Consider the following 16,659-nt stretch of genomic DNA (forward strand, 5'->3'; position numbering starts at 1 on the left):
CCTAATCGTCCCGCGCGGCGGCGGGCCGCTACACGCCAGTCATGAGAGTGCGCTTCAGCCCGCCTCGCCCTGTGCCATTGCCGGCAACCGATTCGGTCAGGACACCAGCCCGCGTCCGGTGGTGAGGGGCAGGTCGGTCGCGGTCAGGAGTCCGGGGCGCGCTTCGACCACGGCGGGGACCGCGCTGACCAGCCGGGCGGCGGTGCCGATCACGCCGGCGAGCGCGTGATCGCCGTTGCTGTAGAGCTGCAGGTCGAGCTGATAGTCCGGGTCACCCTTGATTTCGACTCGGTAGCAGCCCTTTCCGGCCGGCTGGGGCCATTCGGGCGCGAGGTCGGGATGCAGGCGGGTGACGTGTTCGAGGGTCAGTACTTCGCGGCCGCCCCGGATGCCGTGGATTTGGAAGCGCAGCGCGGCGGCGGTGCCCGGGGCGATGGTGCGATCACCGACGGTCAGCTTGCCGGTAGCCGGTAGTCGCTCGAAATGCTGTGTGACGGAATCGAGTTCGATGTCGAGGGCGGCGGCGAGCTGCCGGATGACGCTGCCCCAGGCGAGGGTGAGGACACCGGGCTGCAGCAGCATCGGCAGCTCGTCGAGCTCGCTGCCGAAACCCATGATGTCGAAGACGACCTTGGGATTGTCGTAAGTGGAGTAGTCCATGATCTCCGAGCAGATGACGCGGTCGATCCGTTCGGAGCCACTGGAGAGCAGCAGCGGCAGCCAGTCGTTGGCCCAGCCGGGGTCGATGCCGTTGACCCACAGCGACGCTCCGCCTTCTTCGGCGGCTTCGACGATCGGGGCGATGGCTTCGTCGGGCAGGGTGCCGTACGGGTATTGCAGGAAGACGGGGCTGCTGGAGACCACGTTGATCCCGGCGCGCAGGAACCGTTTCAAGTCTTCGACGGCCTCCATCAGCCGGTCGTCGGCCATGGCGGTGTGGACGATGCAGTCGGGCCGCAGCGCCAGCAGGGCGTCGGCGTCGGTGGTGGCGGTGACACCGACCTCGCGGGAGAGCCCGGCGAGTTCGCCTGCGTCCTTACCCGCTTTGGCCGCGCTCGACACCCAGACGCCGACGAGTTCCAGCTCGGGCCGGGCGATGATGGAGCGCAGTGCGCGAGCACCGACATTGCCGGTGCTCCATTGGATTACGCGGTAGGTCATCTCAGTTCCTTTGTGCGAGAGGGGTTCACAGATCGGGCAGGCCGAGTTCGAGGTTGGGGTGCTCGATGCCGCCATCCACTTCGAGCACCTTGCCGGTGATGTAGCCGCCCGCGCGGGAGCTGAGGTAGACGATGGCCGCGGCGATTTCCCAGGGTTCGCCCAGTCGGCCCAGGGGAGTGGCGGCCTCCATGGTGGTCCGGATTTCCGGCTGCCGGGCAACGACATCCAGCGCGGAGGTGAGCACCGAGCCGACGGCGATGGCGTTGACGCGAATGCGCGGGGACAGGTCGGTGGCGGCGAGCCGGGTCCAGTGCGCGAGCGCCGCCTTGGCGGTGCCGTAGGCGAGAAAGCCGCGGCCCGCGGTGCGACCCATCATCGAGGAGATGTTGACGACCGATCCGCCACCGGCTTCCAGCAGATGCGGGACCGCGGCCTGGGTGAGGGCGTGCGCGGTGGACACATTGAAGCGGAAGGCCTCCTCGAGAAACTCGGTGGAGGTGGTCATGAAGGTGTTGGGCATGGTGCCGCCGACATTGTTGACCACGATGTCGATGCGCCCGAGTTCGGCGGCGGCGGTACCGGCGAAGGCGGTCACCGCGGACAGGTCGGAGAGGTCGGCCGGGACGGTGACGGCACGACGGCCCAGGGCGCGGATCTTCCCGGCCACCTCGTCGAGTTGCTCGGAGGTGCGGGCGGAGATGGCGACGTCGGCGCCCGCTTCGGCGAGCGCGAGCGCGGTGGCCGCGCCGATGCCGCGGCCCGCGCCGGTGACGATGGCGACGCGGCCGTCCAGCCGGAAGGTATCCAGGATCATGGCGGTTCCTCTCTGCGATGACCACGTGTGGCCGCGGTCACAAGCAGCTTTAAGAAATAGTGCTTAAGTGTCAAGGACTAGTTCTTTAATGGCTGGTGAGCGGCTATCGTGCAGTTTGTGGCAGGGACAGAAGCGCGAGCACGCCTCATCGTCGCGGCGGAGCGTCTGATCGCGGAGCGCGGGCAGGCGGTACCGCTGCGCGATATCGCCGCCGCCGCCGGGCAGCGGAACAATTCGGCGATCCAATATCACTTCGGCTCGCGTGACGGGCTCATCGAAGCGGTGGTCGAGTACCGCCTGGCGACCTTGGAGGTCCGGCGGCTGGAATTGCTTGCCGAACAAGCGGGTTCGGGCCGCCCGCCGGGGGTACACGGGCTGCTCGAGGCGCTCGTGCTGCCGATGTTCGAGCTCGGTGAGCGGCACGGCATCCGGCATTACGCGCGGTTCCTCGAGCAGATACCCGCCCATCCGTCGGTCAGCGACGCGGCCAATCTCGAACGGACCGGACGCACCTCGGTGCGCGTCATCATGCAGGGTCTGGACCGGGAACTCAGCGCGCTGCCGCCGCGCTTACGGGTGCGGCGGCTACGGGCGCTCACCACAATGCTTTTCGCGCTCCTGGCCGATCACGAACGCTCGGCCGAAGCGGGAGACGCGCGAGCGGGGGACGCCGAGGCATGGGGGGAGATCATCGATATGCTCGCCGGTGCGCTCGCCGCCCCAGTCACCGCACGCGTCGTGCGGTAGTTCCTCATGCTCGCCGGTGCGCTCGCTTCTCCCGTCACCGCACGCGTCGTGCGGTAGTTCTTTACGCTCGCCGGTGCACTCGCCGCCCCTGTCACCGCACGCGGATTCCGCAGGGCCGAGTCGGGTTCGTCTGTCACGACGTCCGTCGGCGGATGGTCGTCCAGTTCATCCCACCGCAGGACCCTGCCGCGGCCGTCTCGCGGACGTTCCTCTCCGTGTCACCGGCATTACTGGCGGTCCTTGCGATCCGCGGCACGGCGCGCCCCGGGTGCCGTTTCCGGCCGCGCGTGGTTGGCGATCGCGCGCAGTCGAGGGTCTCGGGCCTCGGTGTGGCGCGCGAGTGCCGCGAGCGCCGCAGGTGTGCCCAACTCGCGCAGGGCCATGGCGGCCGACAGTCGAACCTCATCGTCGTTGTCCTCCAATGCCGCGACCAGTGCCTCCACGGCCTCTTCGGCGTCCGGCCCCAGGAAACCGAGGATTTCGGCGGCATGGCGTCGCGCCGATGATCCGGCACCGCTCAGCGCCTGCGTCAGTACGGGTACGGCGGCTGCGCCGAAGGACGCGAGATCTCGGGTGAGTCCGTTGCGGCTGCTGTCGTCCCCGGCACCCAACCGCGTGGCCAGCACAGGAACAGCGCGCCGGTCGCCGATACGGGTGAGCGCCCACCGGGCTTTGGCGGCCACCTCGGGGTCACGGTCGGCGGCGAACGGCACGATCGCGTCAAGGGTGGCCGGGTCCGCGATCTTGCTCAGCACATGGAGCGCTCGCACGCGGGTACCGGTTCGCTCCAGCGCGGCCAGCACCAGCGGAGTGGCCGCATCGGCCACCCGGATCACGGCCCAGGTCAGCGTTTCCCGGACGAAGAAGTCCGGTTCCGACCACAGTCGGGTCAACAGCGCCGGGGCGGTGCGCGGGTCGGCCGACGTCCCCAGAGCGAGAGCCGCCGTCTGACGCACATCGCGGTCGAGGTGCGTCAGTCCGCGCAGGGCATCGTCGATGTGAGGATCACCCAGCCGTTCGACCGGGTCCGACAGCACGGCGAACTCCGGCCACTGCTCGGTGACGGCGGCGATGATTTTCGCCTGGATCTCCGCCAGCCAGGTAATGGTCGCCGCTTCGCTGTCGCTACCCGCGTAATCCGTGGGGTCCACGGCGCGCCCTTCGACCCATGTCCGGCGTATCCGCGCGGTATCGGCGATGACCTCGAGCGGGTTGCCGTCCACAAGGAGAAGGTCAGCGCGCCTTCCGATGTCGAGGAACCCGCGATCCCGGAGGCCGAACAGACGCGCCGGCGCCGAGGTCGCCGCCCGCAGCGCCTCGACCGGTTCCAGACCGGCGGCCACCAGGTGCTCGAGCTCGCGGTGCACGCTCGCGCCGAATATCAGGCCGGGGTTGGGAGTGTCTGTGCCGGTGAGGATTTCGCACCCGCGACGCGCGAGTTCGAAGACATTGGCGGCGGCCGCCTCCGAGTCCGGCCCGGTGGGCGGCCGCCACCCGCGGGCCTGGTCGTCGAGCACGCCGCGCCAGGCCGGTGTCAGCCGGGCGTCGAGCAGCGCGTTCTCGCGCAGCGGCAGCACGCCCTCCCGCGCGGGAAATCCGTCGGCCAACGACAGGGTGGCGATGACGGCGAGACCCGACGCGGCCACCTCGTCCAACTGGCTCGCGCTCATGGGGGCGAACGGCACATGCGCGAGCGCATCGACCCCGCACCGGGCGACGACGACCGCTGCTGCCGCGGTGGCGACATGAGCGACGACCGGCAGTCCCGCATCGTGCGCGCTGAGGACCAGAGCCCGAATCGTCGCCTCGTCCAGGGTCGGCAGCTCTAGCATCGATCCGGACCCGTCGTCGTAGATCACCTTCAGGTGTGTCGCGCCTTCCGCCACCCGCGCGGCCACGAATTGCGCTGCCTCGCCGGGCCCGGTCACGTACGGGAACGGCGAATAGGCCATCGTGGGATGCCCGCCCGGCGCTGTCGCGCCGATGCTCGACGTGACGAACTCCGCGCGCACCGGTCCGTCACCGGATCCCGCCGCGCGCTCCGCCTCGATAACGTCCGGCTTGCTGAATTGGTCGACCAGGGTCGTCACCCCGAATTGAGCGGCGAGCACGGTGCATTCCGGGGCCAGGTGCACGTGGGCGTCGATGAGACCGGGCAGTACCGTCGCGCCGCCGCCGTCGACGATCTCGTCCCCGGGCCGAATCACCTCCGCCGCACCGATCGCCGCGACCACGCCCCGGTCCACCCGCAGGTGTGTGCCGGTGTGGACGGTCCTGCCGTCGAAGATGCGGTCGGCCTCGATCACAAACGGTCGCAGTCTGCTCATACCGGCGCAGAGTAGAAGTTTCCGTAGCGAGAAGGTCAAGCCGACTATCGTCGGCACGTGCGGTACTCGATCAGCCAGGTCGCCAAGATGGCGGGGATTTCGGCCCGGACACTGCGGCACTACGACGACCTCGGCCTGCTCACCCCGGCCGAGGTCGCCGCCAACGGCTACCGCTGGTACAGCCGCCCCGATCTCCGACGCCTCCAGCGCATCCTGCTCCTGCGCGACCTGCAAGTACCACTGCCGGAGATCGACACCATCCTCGCCGGCGACGACGAAGCCGCCGCGCTCCGCCGTCACCTGAAGCTCGTCACCGCCGAACGTGACCGCCTCAACCGGATCGCCGCCACCCTCGAACGCACCCTCGATGACCTCGAAGGCCGCAACCATTTCCCCGACGAGCAGTTCTTCCAGGGTTTGAGCGAGGGACGGCAACGACTCGCCGACACCCTGCGCCAGCGCTTCGGCGACCCTGCCGCCACCACCCTCGAGCGCACGGCCGCGGACCAGAACACCTGGACCAGAAGCGATTACGACCGATCGGCAGCCGAGGGCCGCGAACTCTACGGCCGCCTCTCCCGCGCCCGCGCCGCCCACCTCGACCCCACCTCCCGCGCAGCCCTCGACCTCGTCGAAGAACACTACGAAGGTGTCCGCGCCGTCTGGCCCGCCGACCCCGCGTCCTACCACGCCCTCGCCGACCTCATCGAAACCGAGCCACAGCAACGCGACATCGTCGGCGCCGAAGACCCCGACCTGCCACCCTGGCTCGCGGCGGCGATCCGCGCCTACGCCGTCCACCGCCTCGGCTACCGCCCGACCTGAATGGCCAACGCTCCGAACCCGCGATCCGGTACGCCACGTGGATGCGCACCGCGCGGCCACCGCCGGTCCGACTGCGTTTACCCGCGACAGACTGATCCCAATCGACCCATCGGTGCAACTCCGAAGCTTTCGCGGTCGGCTCGCTCCAGCCAGCTACAACCGCATCAGCCGCTCCGGCTCGGTGCATGCGCGCCGGGCCACCAGCGCGGCTCCGCCCCGCACTGCCGCGTCGCCACGCACCGGGGCGGCGATGACCGTGATCGGACGGGAACCGGCGGCGAGGGTGCGATGCTGGAGTTCGGTACCGAGCGCCGGAGCCAGCGTCTCGAAGATTTCCGCGTAGCAGCCACCCAACACCACGGTGGCCAGATCGCAGATATTGAGTACGGACGCGAGTCCCACCCCGAGGGCAGAACCCGCGCGGGCGACGGCCTCCTGCGCGCCGGGGTCGCCGTCCGCCAGCGCGCTCGTCAGCGCTTGCAGGTTGTCCTGTCCGGCGTCACTGAGAATGGCGTCGAGCCCGGCGTACTGTTCGACGCACCCGGTGCTGCCACAGCGGCACCGGCGTCCCTCGCGCTCGATGGTGATATGACCGAGTTCCCCCGCGAACCCACTGACGCCACGGTAGAGCGTCCCGCCGGTCACCAGCCCGCCGCCGATTCCGACATCGCCGGAGACGTAGAGGAAGTCGTCGCCCGCCAGTTTGTGCGGCCACACATGCGCCAGCGCGGCCAGATTCGCTTCGTTGTCGACTTCGATGAGGTCGATGCCGAGCCCGGCGCGCAGATGATCGGCCAGTCGAGCGCCGGTCAACCCCGGGACATTCGGTGCTCGCACCACGGTGTCGCCGACAACGATGCCGGGAACCGCCACCCCCGCGCCGAACACCCTGCGCCCGCGAGAGGCCTCGTCGTCGGCGATGAGCTCGATCAAATGACCGGCGAGGTCCTCGGCGGACCGGCGGCGGTTGTCGACCTCGACGTGGCGTGCCGACAGGACCGTGCCGTCGAGTCCGGTCGCGGTGACGGCTAGATAGCCGACGTTGATCTCCGCGCCGAGGGCGATCGGGGCCGCGGGGTGGAAGCGCAGCGGTTTGGACGGTCGCCCGCGTCCCGAGGTGGTGGCCGCGTCCTCGATCAAAATCTGCTGTGCGAGCAACGGTTCGATCAGACTGGCGACCGTGGCCTTGGTCAGTCCGATGCGCTGTGCCAGCTCGGCCCGGGAACCGGGACGGTCCACCACGCTCAGCAGGACCGTGCACAGATTGCCGAGCCGGACCTGTTGCAGGTGACCGGAATTGGTCGCGGTGCTCACCGCGTCAGGTAAAGCGCGGCGGCGGCGTGATAGCGCTCCCGGATCTGTGTGTCGGCCGGAGCCCGGTACCAGCGGAGAGGGCCGAGATGTTGGGTCCAGCGCGGCAACTCTTGGGATCCCTTCAACATTTGGGCGGCTTGGCGTGCCGCGCCGATCGCCACATAGTCCGCGGTCGGCGGCACGGCGACCGGCACACCGAAGATCGCCGGCGCGATGTGCCGGACCGCCGATGCGGCCGCGGCCCCGCCGGTCAACCGGACTCCGCCGGTACTGATGCCTTGTGCGGTGAGGGCGTCGAGCCCGGCCGCGATACCGCACAGCATGCCTTCCACCGCCGCGCGGGCAACAGTGGCCGGGGTCGTGTTGGCGGAGGTGAGCCCGTGCAGCGCGCCGGTGGCATCCGGCAGATCGGGTGTGCGTTCGCCATCGAGATAGGGGACGAACACCACGCCGTCGGCGCCGGGCGGCGCGGACAGGGCCAGCTCGCTGAGCCGCTTCAGGTCGACCCCCAGCATCCGCGCGGTCACCTCCAGCACGCGTGCGGCGTTGAGCGTGCACACCAGCGCCAGGTGACGCTCGGTGGCATCGGCGAAGCCGGCGACGATCCCGGACGGATCGGCGGGCCGGTGCTCGGTGACGGCGCACGCCACTCCCGAAGTCCCCAGCGAGATCACCGTGTCCGATCCGGCGTCCAGCGCCAGCATGGCCGCGGCGTTGTCCCCGGCGCCGGCGGCGAGCCGCGCCGAGGCCGGGCCGGAAGTCGATTCGACCGCGCCGAGCACCCTGGGCAACAGGACATCCGACCGTCCGAACGCCAGCTCGAGCAGATCGTCGCAGTATCGATCGGCGACCGCGTCGTAGTATCCGGTCCCGGAGGCGTCGGACCGGTCGGTGGTCAGCGTGCGCGGGTCCCGGTCACCGCGCAGACGCCAGCTGAGCCAGTCGTGCGGCAGGCAGACGGCGGCGGTGCGGGCGGCGTCGGCCGGCTCGTGCTCGGCGAACCAGCGCAACTTGCTGACGGTGAACGAAGCCACCGGCACGATCCCCACCCGCTCGGCCCACTGCTCGGCGGGCAGTTCCCGGGTGAGTGCGGTGGCCGCGGCCGCGGATCGAGTGTCGTTCCACAACAGCGCTTTCCGGACCACCCGCCCGTCCTCGTCGAGCGCCACCATGCCGTGCTGCTGCCCCGCGACGCTGACCGCCGCGACATCGTCGAGACCGCCCGCCGCGTCGATGGCCGCGCACAACGCCTGCCACCACGCCTCGGGATCGACTTCGGTCCCCGGCGGATGCGCGGCGCGGCCCTGCCGGACCAGAGCGCCGGTCTCCGCGTCGAGGACGACGAGCTTGCAGGACTGCGTGGACGAGTCGACGCCCGCGACCAGTGTCATGGCCGGTTCACCGCGCACCGGTCAGATGTTCCAGCGCGAGCTGGTTCAGGCGGACGAAGCCGTAGCCGCGCTCGCTCGCTTTATCGATGTCGAAGTCGGCGACCGCCGGGTCGGCGAGCAATTCGGTATAGCTTTCGCCGGAAGCCAAGGTGGGAGTCCGCAGTTCGGTGACGCCCGCGGTGTGGAGCGCTTCCTGCACCTCCGGATCGGCGCGGAACGCTCGGGCACGCTCTGTGAGCAGCAGGTAATTGCGCATATTGGCGGCCGCGGACTGCCAGACGCCGTCGATGTTCTCGGTCCGGCTGGGTTTGTAGTCGAAATGCCGCGGCCCCTCGTAGGCGGGGGAGCCGTCCGGGCCGCCGTGCTCGAGCAGGTCTACGAGGCTGAAGGCGTTCATCAGGTCACCGTGCGCGAAGACCAGGTCCTGGTCGTATTTGATGCCGCGCTGGCCGTTGAGGTCGATGTGGAACAGTTTGCCGTGCCAGAGCGCCTGGGCGATGCCGTGGGTGAAGTTCAGGCCCGCCATCTGTTCGTGTCCCACTTCGGGATTGACGCCCACGAGCTGTTCGTGTTCGAGGGAGGCGATGAACGCCAGCGCGTGCCCCACCGTGGGCAGCAGGATATCGCCGCGCGGCTCATTGGGCTTGGGTTCGAGCGCGAAACGGATCTCGTAGCCGCGGTCGAGCACGAATTGGGTCAGCAGGTTCAAGCTTTCGCGATACCGGTCCAGCGCCGCGCGCACATCCTTGGCGCTGTCGTATTCCGAGCCCTCCCGTCCGCCCCACAGGACGAAGGTTCGCGCACCCAGCTCGGCCGCCAGCTCGACGTTGCGCAGTACTTTGCGCAAGGCGTAGCGCCGGATGCCGCGGTCGTTGGCGGTCAGCCCACCTTCCTTGAACACCGGATGGGTGAACAGGTTCGTGGTCACCATCGGTACGACCAGGCCGGTATCCCGCAGGGCCGCGGCGAGCCGGTCGACGTGTGCGCGGCGCTGATCCTCGCTCCCGTCGATGGGGAACAGATCGTTGTCGTGGAAGGTGATCCCGTACGCCCCGAGCTCCGCCAGCCGGTGCACTGCCTCGACCGGATCCAGTGCGGGCCTGGTGGCCTCGCCGAAGGGATCCACACCCCGCCAGCCGACTGTCCACAGGCCGAAGGAGAACTTGTCCGCGCGGGTTGGCTGGCGCATGGCGACCCCATTAAGTTTAGTGACTGAACTAATGGTTGTACGGTACGGGACCCCGGGAGCGGTGGCAACAGCCGGACGACACGAATGCCTTTCCGCAACAAAGGAGTTCGAAGCCCGCGAAATCGCGCCGAGGAGCATTACCTCGCAGGTAATGGCCACCCGGCGGAGAACTTCATAGAGTGCACCCCGTGCGTACTCTGACAGCCGGTGACCTGCTCCGGCACTGGCGGCTCGAACGCCGCCTGAGCCAACTCGAACTGGCGGCCCGCGCCGACACCTCCGCCCGCCATCTGAGTTTCCTCGAAACCGGCCGCGCCACCCCCAGCCGCGCCATGCTGGCCAACCTGTGCGAGCACCTGCAGGTCCCGCTGCGCGAACGCAACCGCCTGCTACTGGCCGCCGGATACGCGCCCGCCTTCGCCGAACCCGCCCTCGACACCCCGGAAATGGCGCCCGTGCGCGCCGCCGTCCGCCAAATCCTCGACGGCCATCAGCCCTACCCAGCGTTGGCCATCGACCAATCCTGGACCATGATCGACGCCAACGCCGGAGTGGCGCTGCTGCTCACCGGCATCGATCCCGCCCTGCTCACTCCACCGGTGAACGCGCTGCGACTCACCCTGCACCCCGACGGGCTGGCCGCGCGCATCCTCAACCTGCCCGAATGGCGCGGCCACATCTTCGCCCGGCTCACCCGCCAGATCGAAGCCACCGGGTCACCGGAGCTGGCCGAACTACACGCCGAACTCCGCGAATACCCCGGCGGCCACACCGAACTCGTCCTGCCCGCACCCGATCAGGTGGTGGTGCCGCTGCGCCTGCGCCACGACGGCCGGGACCTGTCGTTCCTCAGCGTCACCACCGTCTTCGGGACACCTATGAACGTCACCGTCGCCGAACTGGCCATCGAATCGTTCTTGCCCGCCGACGAGGCGACGCGCGCGGCCCTCAACCCCTGACTGTCAGGACGTCTTCGCGATGACCCGCTCGGCGAACTTCGACAGGTGCGCGATCTTGGTGTCCAGCGACTCGGTGTCCTGATCCCGGGTATAGGGGGAGCGGAACCCGACGATCACATCGGTGACGCCCTTGTCCTCGAGCCGCTTGACCCCGTCCACGGTGAACCCGTCCAGCGAGATCACGTGCACCTCGAAATCCTTGCGGGTCCCATACTCCTGACGCAGCGTGTCCAGCTTGCTCAGCAACCGGTCCAGTTCCTCGCCGTCACCGCCGGCGTGCATCCAGCCATCGCAACGAGCGGCCCGCCGCAGCGCCGGCGCGCTGTGCCCGCCGACCAGGATCGGCAGCGGCTCCGTGGGCACCGGGTTGATCTTGATCGGCGGCAGATCGTAGAACTCGCCGTGATACTCGAAATAACCGCCCGCACACAGCCCGCGCACGATATCGATGCACTCGTCCATCCGGGCGCCGCGCTTCTCGAACGGCACATCCAGGATCTCGAAGTCGTCCGGCCACGGACTGATACCCACACCGAACCCGAACCGGTTACCGCTCAACGCCGCCAGCGACGCCGCCTGCTTGGCCACCAGCACCGGAGGACGGATCGGCAGCTTCACCACGAACGGCGTCACCCGCAACGTCGTGGTGGCAGCCAGAATCGCCGCCGACAGCACGAACGCCTCGATGAACGGCTTGTCCTCCAAGAACTCCCGATTCCCGTCCGGGGTATAGGGATACGTGGCGTCGGACTCCTTCGGGTAGGCGATGCTGTCGGCCACCGTGATCGAGGAATACCCGGCCGCCTCGGCCGCCTGCGCCAACGGCACGTAGTACTCCGGGTTCGTCATCGCCTCGGCATAGGTGAATCGCAATGTGCAGCCTTTCTATAGTGGGGCGGTCGGCCCGCGACGGGCAGAGTCAGGTCCATGGGTTGCGGTGTCCTTCGGGAACGAGCCGGTCGAACATCGCCCGCATCTCCGGCGACAACCGCATCAACTCCACATAGGAGCCGATCGGCCCGCCCGCCAGATAGACGAACTCCATTCCGGCCCCCTCGAACGCCCCCTGCGCCACGATCTCCGCTCCGGCGGCCTTCGCCTCCGCGACCGCGGCCTCGAAATCAGCGGGCACCCACGCCACGTGATGCAGCCCCGGGCCCGCCTGCTCCAGATGCTCGGAATACAGGCTCACCCCCGACCTGGGCTCGATCAGCTCCAACTGCTGTCCACCCGCGTACCCCAGCGCCACGGTGATCGTGTAGTCGGCGGGCGCACCCCGGTGCTCGCACAGCTCCGGGCCGAAGCGCACGTCCGGGATGGTCAACCACTTCTCGATGCCGTACCGCGCGCTGAACTCCCGCGTCGCCGCCTCGATATCCGGCACCACCCAGCAGAGCTGGAAGATAGGACCCCGCGCAATGCTCATCGGCGACCCCCGGGCCGATCGCCCGGTACCCCAGCACCCGAGCCGCAGACTGCAACGTGTTCTAACTTCACGCACTCAACCAACCACCCGCCGCCCGGGCACGTCAAGAGATCGCCCCGATTGGCCGCAGACCGCCAGCCCACCCCACTGCGAACGCCGCCACACAGTCAGGCGGCGCTACCCGACATCAGCCGTTTCGCGAGCGCCGCGCCAATTCGACTGTCGCCGCACGAAGCTGGTCGATCGAATCGATCGGCTCCGCATACCCCACCCGAGTCCGAGCCACCCCACGCGGCGTCACCACCCGAAGATCCAAACCATAACGATCAGCCCGCTCACACCCCGCCTCCGTGGCATCCGGATACCCGCCCAGCCGCTGCGCCATCGCCAGCAACGCATCCGCGTGATCGACATTGAGATGCTCGACCGCCCGCGCCGCCACCGGAATCACCGGATCCGGCTCCGCCGCCGCGTACTGCTCGGCACTCGCCGAATCCATCCGCCCATACCCACCGACCCAGCGCACCCGCCGCACCCGCAACACCCACAGCGCGAAATCGCTGTAATCGATGTAGTACTTCGCCGCCGGCACCGCCGCCAAATGCGCCTCCCGCGCCGCCACCGCCTCCGCACCCTCGGGCCGCTCCACCACACCGGCCAGCGTGATCCGCGTACCCGCCAACGGATCCGACGGCATCTCCGGCGCCACCACCGAAATGCTCGCCCGCGGATCCGCCGCCAGATTCCGCCCGTGCTCGGCCATCCGCGACACACACAGCACCGGCTGCCCCGCCAGCAACCCATAGGTGACAAACGACGCCCACGGCCCGCCGTCCTCGCTCAAACTGGCCAGCGTCGCCGTATTACCCGACGCAGCGACCGTTCTCGCCTCCTCCGCCGCCGAAGGGCGTGTGGCATTCACCACCGGCCCGGTCGGCTGCGGAATCGAAGGCGCGTCGCCCGGGTCACCATGATCGAGAGTCATCTCAGTCCTTCAGCCAGTGGATACACCGCCACCGATTCTCCCACCGCGAACTCCCGGCACCCCGGCGCACCCACCCACTCGACATGGAATCGCCGCCGCGCGAACGCCAAAGGACCGCATTGCGCAGGCACGGCAGCAGCCGATGGGCGACACTGTGCGGCGTGACCCGATACGCATTCGACGCCGACCGCAACGCCCTCGTCGCCATCTGGGCGACCGGGCGCGGCGACCTGACCGAGACGGTGGCCGTGCTGCCCTCGATAAGTCCGGATCAGGCAACCGGTTTGGCATCGAATCTCACGACCCTGTCCCGCTTCCAGTGGCGCACCTACACCCACCCCGCCAGCGCCGCCGGCGACCCCGATGTCCCCAACAGCGAAGCCTGGCGCCGCGCCGAGGAACGCCGCAACTTCAAAGACGTCGAAGCCGGTATCCGGCACCCCAACCTGCCCACCGAACAGGGACTCGTCGTCTCCTACAGCGGCGTCGTCGAATCCGCGCACCGCGTCGGCCGCACCCTGCACAGCATCGACGTCGAACACCTGACGGAAACGATTGTCGCCGAAGTAGACCGCGAACAACGCGCCATCGAATACGCCGAACTCGGTGACCTCTCCGGCCGGGCCCGCCAAGCCGTCGAACTGTCCCGCCCCGACGTCTCACCCGCCCAGGTCCAAGCCGCCGACCAACTGCTGCGCGCCGACCCGCTCGGATCCCTGGAACTCTTCACCGAACTCGACCCCGCCTCGGCCTCGGTCGCGGCCGCGCACTGGCTCTACGCCGCGGCCGAAGTCGCTGGCGAGCTCGCGGGCATCCCGACCGCCGAAGTGGTCGTGGAGGCCGACGAACTCGAAGCCCTCCAAGTCGACACCCCGACCATGGTCCTGGAACGACTGGTAGCGGGGGAGACCCCCACCGAGGTCGTCGCCGACCTCATCGCCGAAGCCATGGCCGTCTCCGAAGGTCACGTACCCGCCCCCTGGGCCGTCGTCGCCCGCGTCGCCGAAATAGAGGAGCAGGCACGAAAATACGAGGTCGACAGCGCTACCCGGGCCGCCCTGCTCGCCGAATTCCGGATCAGCCGACTGGACCCCGTCCGCCCCGCCCTGGACTTGCTGGAAGACCTGCTCGACGGCATCCGCGGCTGCCTGCTGCTCTACACCGCCCACAGCGCGGGCGACGATGCCGACCTGGAGGAGCAGTTCGCCGATGACGTGCGAGCCGAAGCCGATGCGCATCCTGATCAGCTGTTCTGATCAATAGTGGGGGAGAGCGTTGCGCCGCAACGCTTTCTCGGTAGTCAAGGGAGTGGCTCCGCGTCCTGCGGGCTCCGCCGCACCGTAGTAGTTCGATCGAAGTAAGCCCGCTCTGCCAGAGAACTACAGCTGTCATAAACATCCTAGTTTGTAGATATGCGCATCCAACTATATGGTTGTCTCATCACTCTGCCGCCACCTACAGCTCACAACGGCCCTTCACAAAAACCTCATTGAGAGGAAGGGTGGAAACTCGCCCGCGAGTCAAGGTCTGGGGGAGAGTGGGGGTCGTGGCGCGCTTGTCAGACCCCTCGCTGCGTATTGTGATCGGTCCGGATTGTTCGGGGGAGGGAGGCTGCATCAGCGACATGGCCGATCGAGCAAAGATGATGTGTTGGGACGGGGGGAGAAGTCAGCCGGAATATTCAGGCTCCAAGGGGCCCAGGTCCGACCCGGATAGCGTCCTGCACTTGCCCTTTCAAACTAGATGCCTAAATTGGGCTATGCGTATCTATGCATGCAGTACCCACACACCAACGCCAGACAGCACCAACGTTCCGCAAAAAAGACCAGCTTTGACCTCAGGGGACTGGCCCGAAAAGGGGGAGTCAGGGCTGCTGGGTGATGCAGTACCACAGGACTGCCATCGTCCCGAGGACGAAGAGCGGTGAGAGCACCCAGGTTTCGAACTTGTTCCCGGTGCGCTCGATGATGGGGAAGCGCACGCGGGTGTCGAGTGGCCAGAACAGCCGGCAGCCGCGGTCGGTCAGGCAGTCGCCGAGGATATGGGTCAGCGAGCCGAGGCCGACGCAGAACGGCAGCCAGGCGGGTTTGTCGGCGATGTAGTGGTCCATGACGAAGGTGCCGGACACCGCGAGCACGATGACGGTGCCGTAGGTCCGGAAGCTGTCACCGGGCGGGCAGAGGTGCAGGGCGCGAACAGCCAGGGCCAGTAAGAAGAAGACGAGCGCGAGGGTGAACGGCCGTCCGATCCAGTGCGCGCCGGCCCACGTCGCGTAGGTCGCGACGGCCACGAACAGCAGCGAGTGCGTGCCGCGCCGATGTCCGCCGGACAGTTTGCTGATCAGGACGCACAGGAAGTACGAAACCGGCCCCAGCACATGCGCTATGGAGCTCTTCGGGTGGTCGGCGTCGGGGAGTAGTGCCGCGCCGGCGGTCAGAAATACCCCGAGCACCAGCTCCACCGTGCCGATATGGCCCGTAGCGTCTTGCAGGGCGGGATAACTCAGCACTGTTACGGGCAGCAACGCTGCCGCTCCCGACCACGCCAAGGCCCCACTGGTCGCATGAGAATGTCCAAGCACCCGTCAACGCTAGTTGATCATGCGTTCATCACGAATTCGCCTGATGGGGGAAGGGCACTGTGGCACAAGGGAATACGGGCGAGTTATCAAGATCACTTGTGACGCCCGGGGGCATCGCGGGCGGACCGGGGCATTCGTTCCCGCGCCCTCCGGCGTGTCGGGACCGTGGCAATGCGCCCCTGCTGGCATGCTTTCGGCAATTCGTGCGTCCCGTTCGGTTTGCCTTGCTCCGTGATATACCCCCAACTTCAGGAGAACTCGGCTATGTATCGTGTGCGTTCGATCCGTCTCGCCGCCGCAGTAGCGGCGGCCGCTCTGCTCGTGCTCGGTGGCGGCGCTCCCGCTGTCGCCGACGAGCCGACGGTGGACTGGACCTCCGCCGTTCAGCAGCTGCGAAAAGCTGCCACCGGTAACCCCGCCGCCACCGCGGCGGTGGAGCGGCTCATCGCCTCGAAGCAGCTGCCCGACACCAAGAAGGCGGCTCTGCCGGCTCAGCCGTTCCAGATTCCCGCCCAGTCCGATATCGGGCGGGGTAGTGGCCCTGGTGTTTACGGGTCCGGTGTCGCGCTGGGCATCGATGGCTTCCGGTTCGGTTTCTTCGGCGGCCCCGGCACCATCGCGCCGAACCAGACCGGCGCGAAGCTCGAGGTGATCTGGTACAACGTCTCCAACGGGCGCAGTGCCACCGACCTCCTCATCGAGCACCAGGACATCCCGGTCGACACGACCATCCGCACCCGTGCCCTGGACACCGGTCCGGGCATGATCGTGGCCGCCGTCTATGGTTCGCTGTGGCACCGCTGGTCGGTCCCGGTCTCCGACGCTCATCCCGATGGCTACCAGTACCAACTGGGCACCATCTCGATCCCGTCCTTCGGCGCCGTCTACAACTGACCTCGCTGATCGAATCCCGAACGGGTGCACGGAGTTCCGTGCACCC

At 68.3% G+C, this 16,659-nt stretch carries 15 protein-coding genes; 5 read left to right on the forward strand and 10 right to left on the reverse strand.

Translation table 11 applies throughout. From position 1 onward, the window contains the following. Positions 1-96 precede the first annotated feature (96 nt). Together BJ987_RS24560 and BJ987_RS24565 are read right to left on the reverse strand one after the other, a co-directional pair. The gene (locus BJ987_RS24560; protein WP_209894577.1) at positions 97-1,161 is read right to left on the reverse strand and encodes an NAD(P)H-dependent amine dehydrogenase family protein; all 1,065 of its coding nucleotides are present in this window, start codon (positions 1,159-1,161) and stop codon (positions 97-99) included. A gap of 25 nt (positions 1,162-1,186) precedes the next feature. After that, positions 1,187-1,975 carry an SDR family oxidoreductase gene (locus BJ987_RS24565; protein WP_209894580.1) on the reverse strand — a complete coding sequence of 263 codons (789 nt, stop codon included), beginning with the start codon at positions 1,973-1,975 and terminating at the stop codon, positions 1,187-1,189. Positions 1,976-2,092: 117 nt separating this feature from the next. Between BJ987_RS24565 and BJ987_RS24570 the strand changes: the two genes are divergently transcribed. After that, positions 2,093-2,722 carry a TetR family transcriptional regulator gene (locus BJ987_RS24570; RefSeq protein ID WP_307869743.1) on the forward strand — a complete coding sequence of 210 codons (630 nt, stop codon included), beginning with the start codon at positions 2,093-2,095 and terminating at the stop codon, positions 2,720-2,722. A gap of 227 nt (positions 2,723-2,949) precedes the next feature. Here the strand turns inward: BJ987_RS24570 and BJ987_RS24575 are convergent, their stop codons facing one another. Beyond that, positions 2,950-5,049, reverse strand: coding sequence for a HEAT repeat domain-containing protein (locus BJ987_RS24575; protein ID WP_209894584.1), 2,100 nt, complete (start codon positions 5,047-5,049; stop codon positions 2,950-2,952). Positions 5,050-5,106: 57 nt separating this feature from the next. On the opposite strand from BJ987_RS24575, the gene BJ987_RS38070 reads away from it, so the two are divergent. Then, positions 5,107-5,874 (forward strand): MerR family transcriptional regulator, encoded by a 768-nt coding sequence (locus BJ987_RS38070; RefSeq protein ID WP_209894587.1) that lies wholly within the window; start codon positions 5,107-5,109, stop codon positions 5,872-5,874. Between the two features lie 153 nt (positions 5,875-6,027). Here the strand turns inward: BJ987_RS38070 and BJ987_RS24585 are convergent, their stop codons facing one another. Genes BJ987_RS24585 through xylA form a run of 3 tightly spaced genes read right to left on the reverse strand, consistent with a single transcriptional unit; the run spans position 6,028 to position 9,768 of the window. Beyond that, a complete protein-coding gene (locus BJ987_RS24585) occupies positions 6,028-7,188 on the reverse strand; it encodes an ROK family protein (RefSeq protein WP_209894590.1) in 1,161 nt (386 codons plus the stop codon). Continuing rightward, the gene (gene xylB / locus BJ987_RS24590) at positions 7,185-8,579 is read right to left on the reverse strand and encodes a xylulokinase (protein ID WP_209898993.1); all 1,395 of its coding nucleotides are present in this window, start codon (positions 8,577-8,579) and stop codon (positions 7,185-7,187) included. Before xylB ends, BJ987_RS24585 begins: the two co-directional genes overlap by 4 nt. Before the next feature lie 7 nt (positions 8,580-8,586). Next, positions 8,587-9,768 (reverse strand): xylose isomerase, encoded by a 1,182-nt coding sequence (gene xylA, locus BJ987_RS24595; RefSeq protein WP_209894593.1) that lies wholly within the window; start codon positions 9,766-9,768, stop codon positions 8,587-8,589. Between the two features lie 179 nt (positions 9,769-9,947). On the opposite strand from xylA, the gene BJ987_RS24600 reads away from it, so the two are divergent. After that, the gene (locus BJ987_RS24600; protein ID WP_372446887.1) at positions 9,948-10,727 is read left to right on the forward strand and encodes a helix-turn-helix domain-containing protein; all 780 of its coding nucleotides are present in this window, start codon (positions 9,948-9,950) and stop codon (positions 10,725-10,727) included. 3 nt (positions 10,728-10,730) lie between these two features. Here BJ987_RS24600 and BJ987_RS24605 read toward each other — a convergent pair whose 3' ends face one another. From BJ987_RS24605 to BJ987_RS24615, 3 genes are all read right to left on the reverse strand, one after another. Beyond that, positions 10,731-11,600, reverse strand: coding sequence for an LLM class flavin-dependent oxidoreductase (locus BJ987_RS24605; protein WP_209894599.1), 870 nt, complete (start codon positions 11,598-11,600; stop codon positions 10,731-10,733). A 46-nt stretch (positions 11,601-11,646) separates the two neighbouring features. Then, positions 11,647-12,153: a VOC family protein gene (locus BJ987_RS24610; RefSeq protein WP_209894602.1), complete on the reverse strand. Its 507-nt coding sequence runs from the start codon at positions 12,151-12,153 to the stop codon at positions 11,647-11,649. Between the two features lie 187 nt (positions 12,154-12,340). Next, entirely contained in the window at positions 12,341-13,138 is a 798-nt protein-coding gene (locus BJ987_RS24615; RefSeq protein WP_209894605.1) for a HugZ family pyridoxamine 5'-phosphate oxidase, read from the reverse strand. A 161-nt stretch (positions 13,139-13,299) separates the two neighbouring features. On the opposite strand from BJ987_RS24615, the gene BJ987_RS24620 reads away from it, so the two are divergent. Next, entirely contained in the window at positions 13,300-14,394 is a 1,095-nt protein-coding gene (locus BJ987_RS24620; RefSeq protein WP_209894608.1) for a hypothetical protein, read from the forward strand. Positions 14,395-15,002: 608 nt separating this feature from the next. On the opposite strand, the gene BJ987_RS24625 is transcribed toward BJ987_RS24620, so the two are convergent. Next, a complete protein-coding gene (locus BJ987_RS24625; protein ID WP_209894611.1) occupies positions 15,003-15,719 on the reverse strand; it encodes a metal-dependent hydrolase in 717 nt (238 codons plus the stop codon). Positions 15,720-15,983: 264 nt separating this feature from the next. Here BJ987_RS24625 and BJ987_RS24630 point away from each other — a divergent pair, with 264 nt between their 5' ends. Beyond that, positions 15,984-16,613, forward strand: coding sequence for a hypothetical protein (locus tag BJ987_RS24630; RefSeq protein WP_209894614.1), 630 nt, complete (start codon positions 15,984-15,986; stop codon positions 16,611-16,613). The last annotated feature ends 46 nt before the right edge of the window (positions 16,614-16,659 follow it).

Origin of the sequence: Nocardia goodfellowii (genome assembly GCF_017875645.1) — a bacterium.
Classification (GTDB): domain Bacteria; phylum Actinomycetota; class Actinomycetes; order Mycobacteriales; family Mycobacteriaceae; genus Nocardia; species Nocardia goodfellowii.

Excerpts from the sequence above, each read along its gene's own strand:
- BJ987_RS24560 (WP_209894577.1), bottom strand. The coding sequence starts at position 1,161 with ATGACCTACCGCGTAATCCAATGGAGCACCGGCAATGTCGGTGCTCGC.
- BJ987_RS24565 (WP_209894580.1), bottom strand. The coding sequence starts at position 1,975 with ATGATCCTGGATACCTTCCGGCTGGACGGCCGCGTCGCCATCGTCACC.
- BJ987_RS24575 (WP_209894584.1), bottom strand. The coding sequence starts at position 5,049 with ATGAGCAGACTGCGACCGTTTGTGATCGAGGCCGACCGCATCTTCGAC.
- xylB (WP_209898993.1), bottom strand. The coding sequence starts at position 8,579 with ATGACACTGGTCGCGGGCGTCGACTCGTCCACGCAGTCCTGCAAGCTC.
- xylA (WP_209894593.1), bottom strand. The coding sequence starts at position 9,768 with ATGCGCCAGCCAACCCGCGCGGACAAGTTCTCCTTCGGCCTGTGGACA.
- BJ987_RS24610 (WP_209894602.1), bottom strand. The coding sequence starts at position 12,153 with ATGAGCATTGCGCGGGGTCCTATCTTCCAGCTCTGCTGGGTGGTGCCG.
- BJ987_RS24615 (WP_209894605.1), bottom strand. The coding sequence starts at position 13,138 with ATGACTCTCGATCATGGTGACCCGGGCGACGCGCCTTCGATTCCGCAG.
- BJ987_RS24630 (WP_209894614.1), top strand. The coding sequence starts at position 15,984 with ATGTATCGTGTGCGTTCGATCCGTCTCGCCGCCGCAGTAGCGGCGGCC.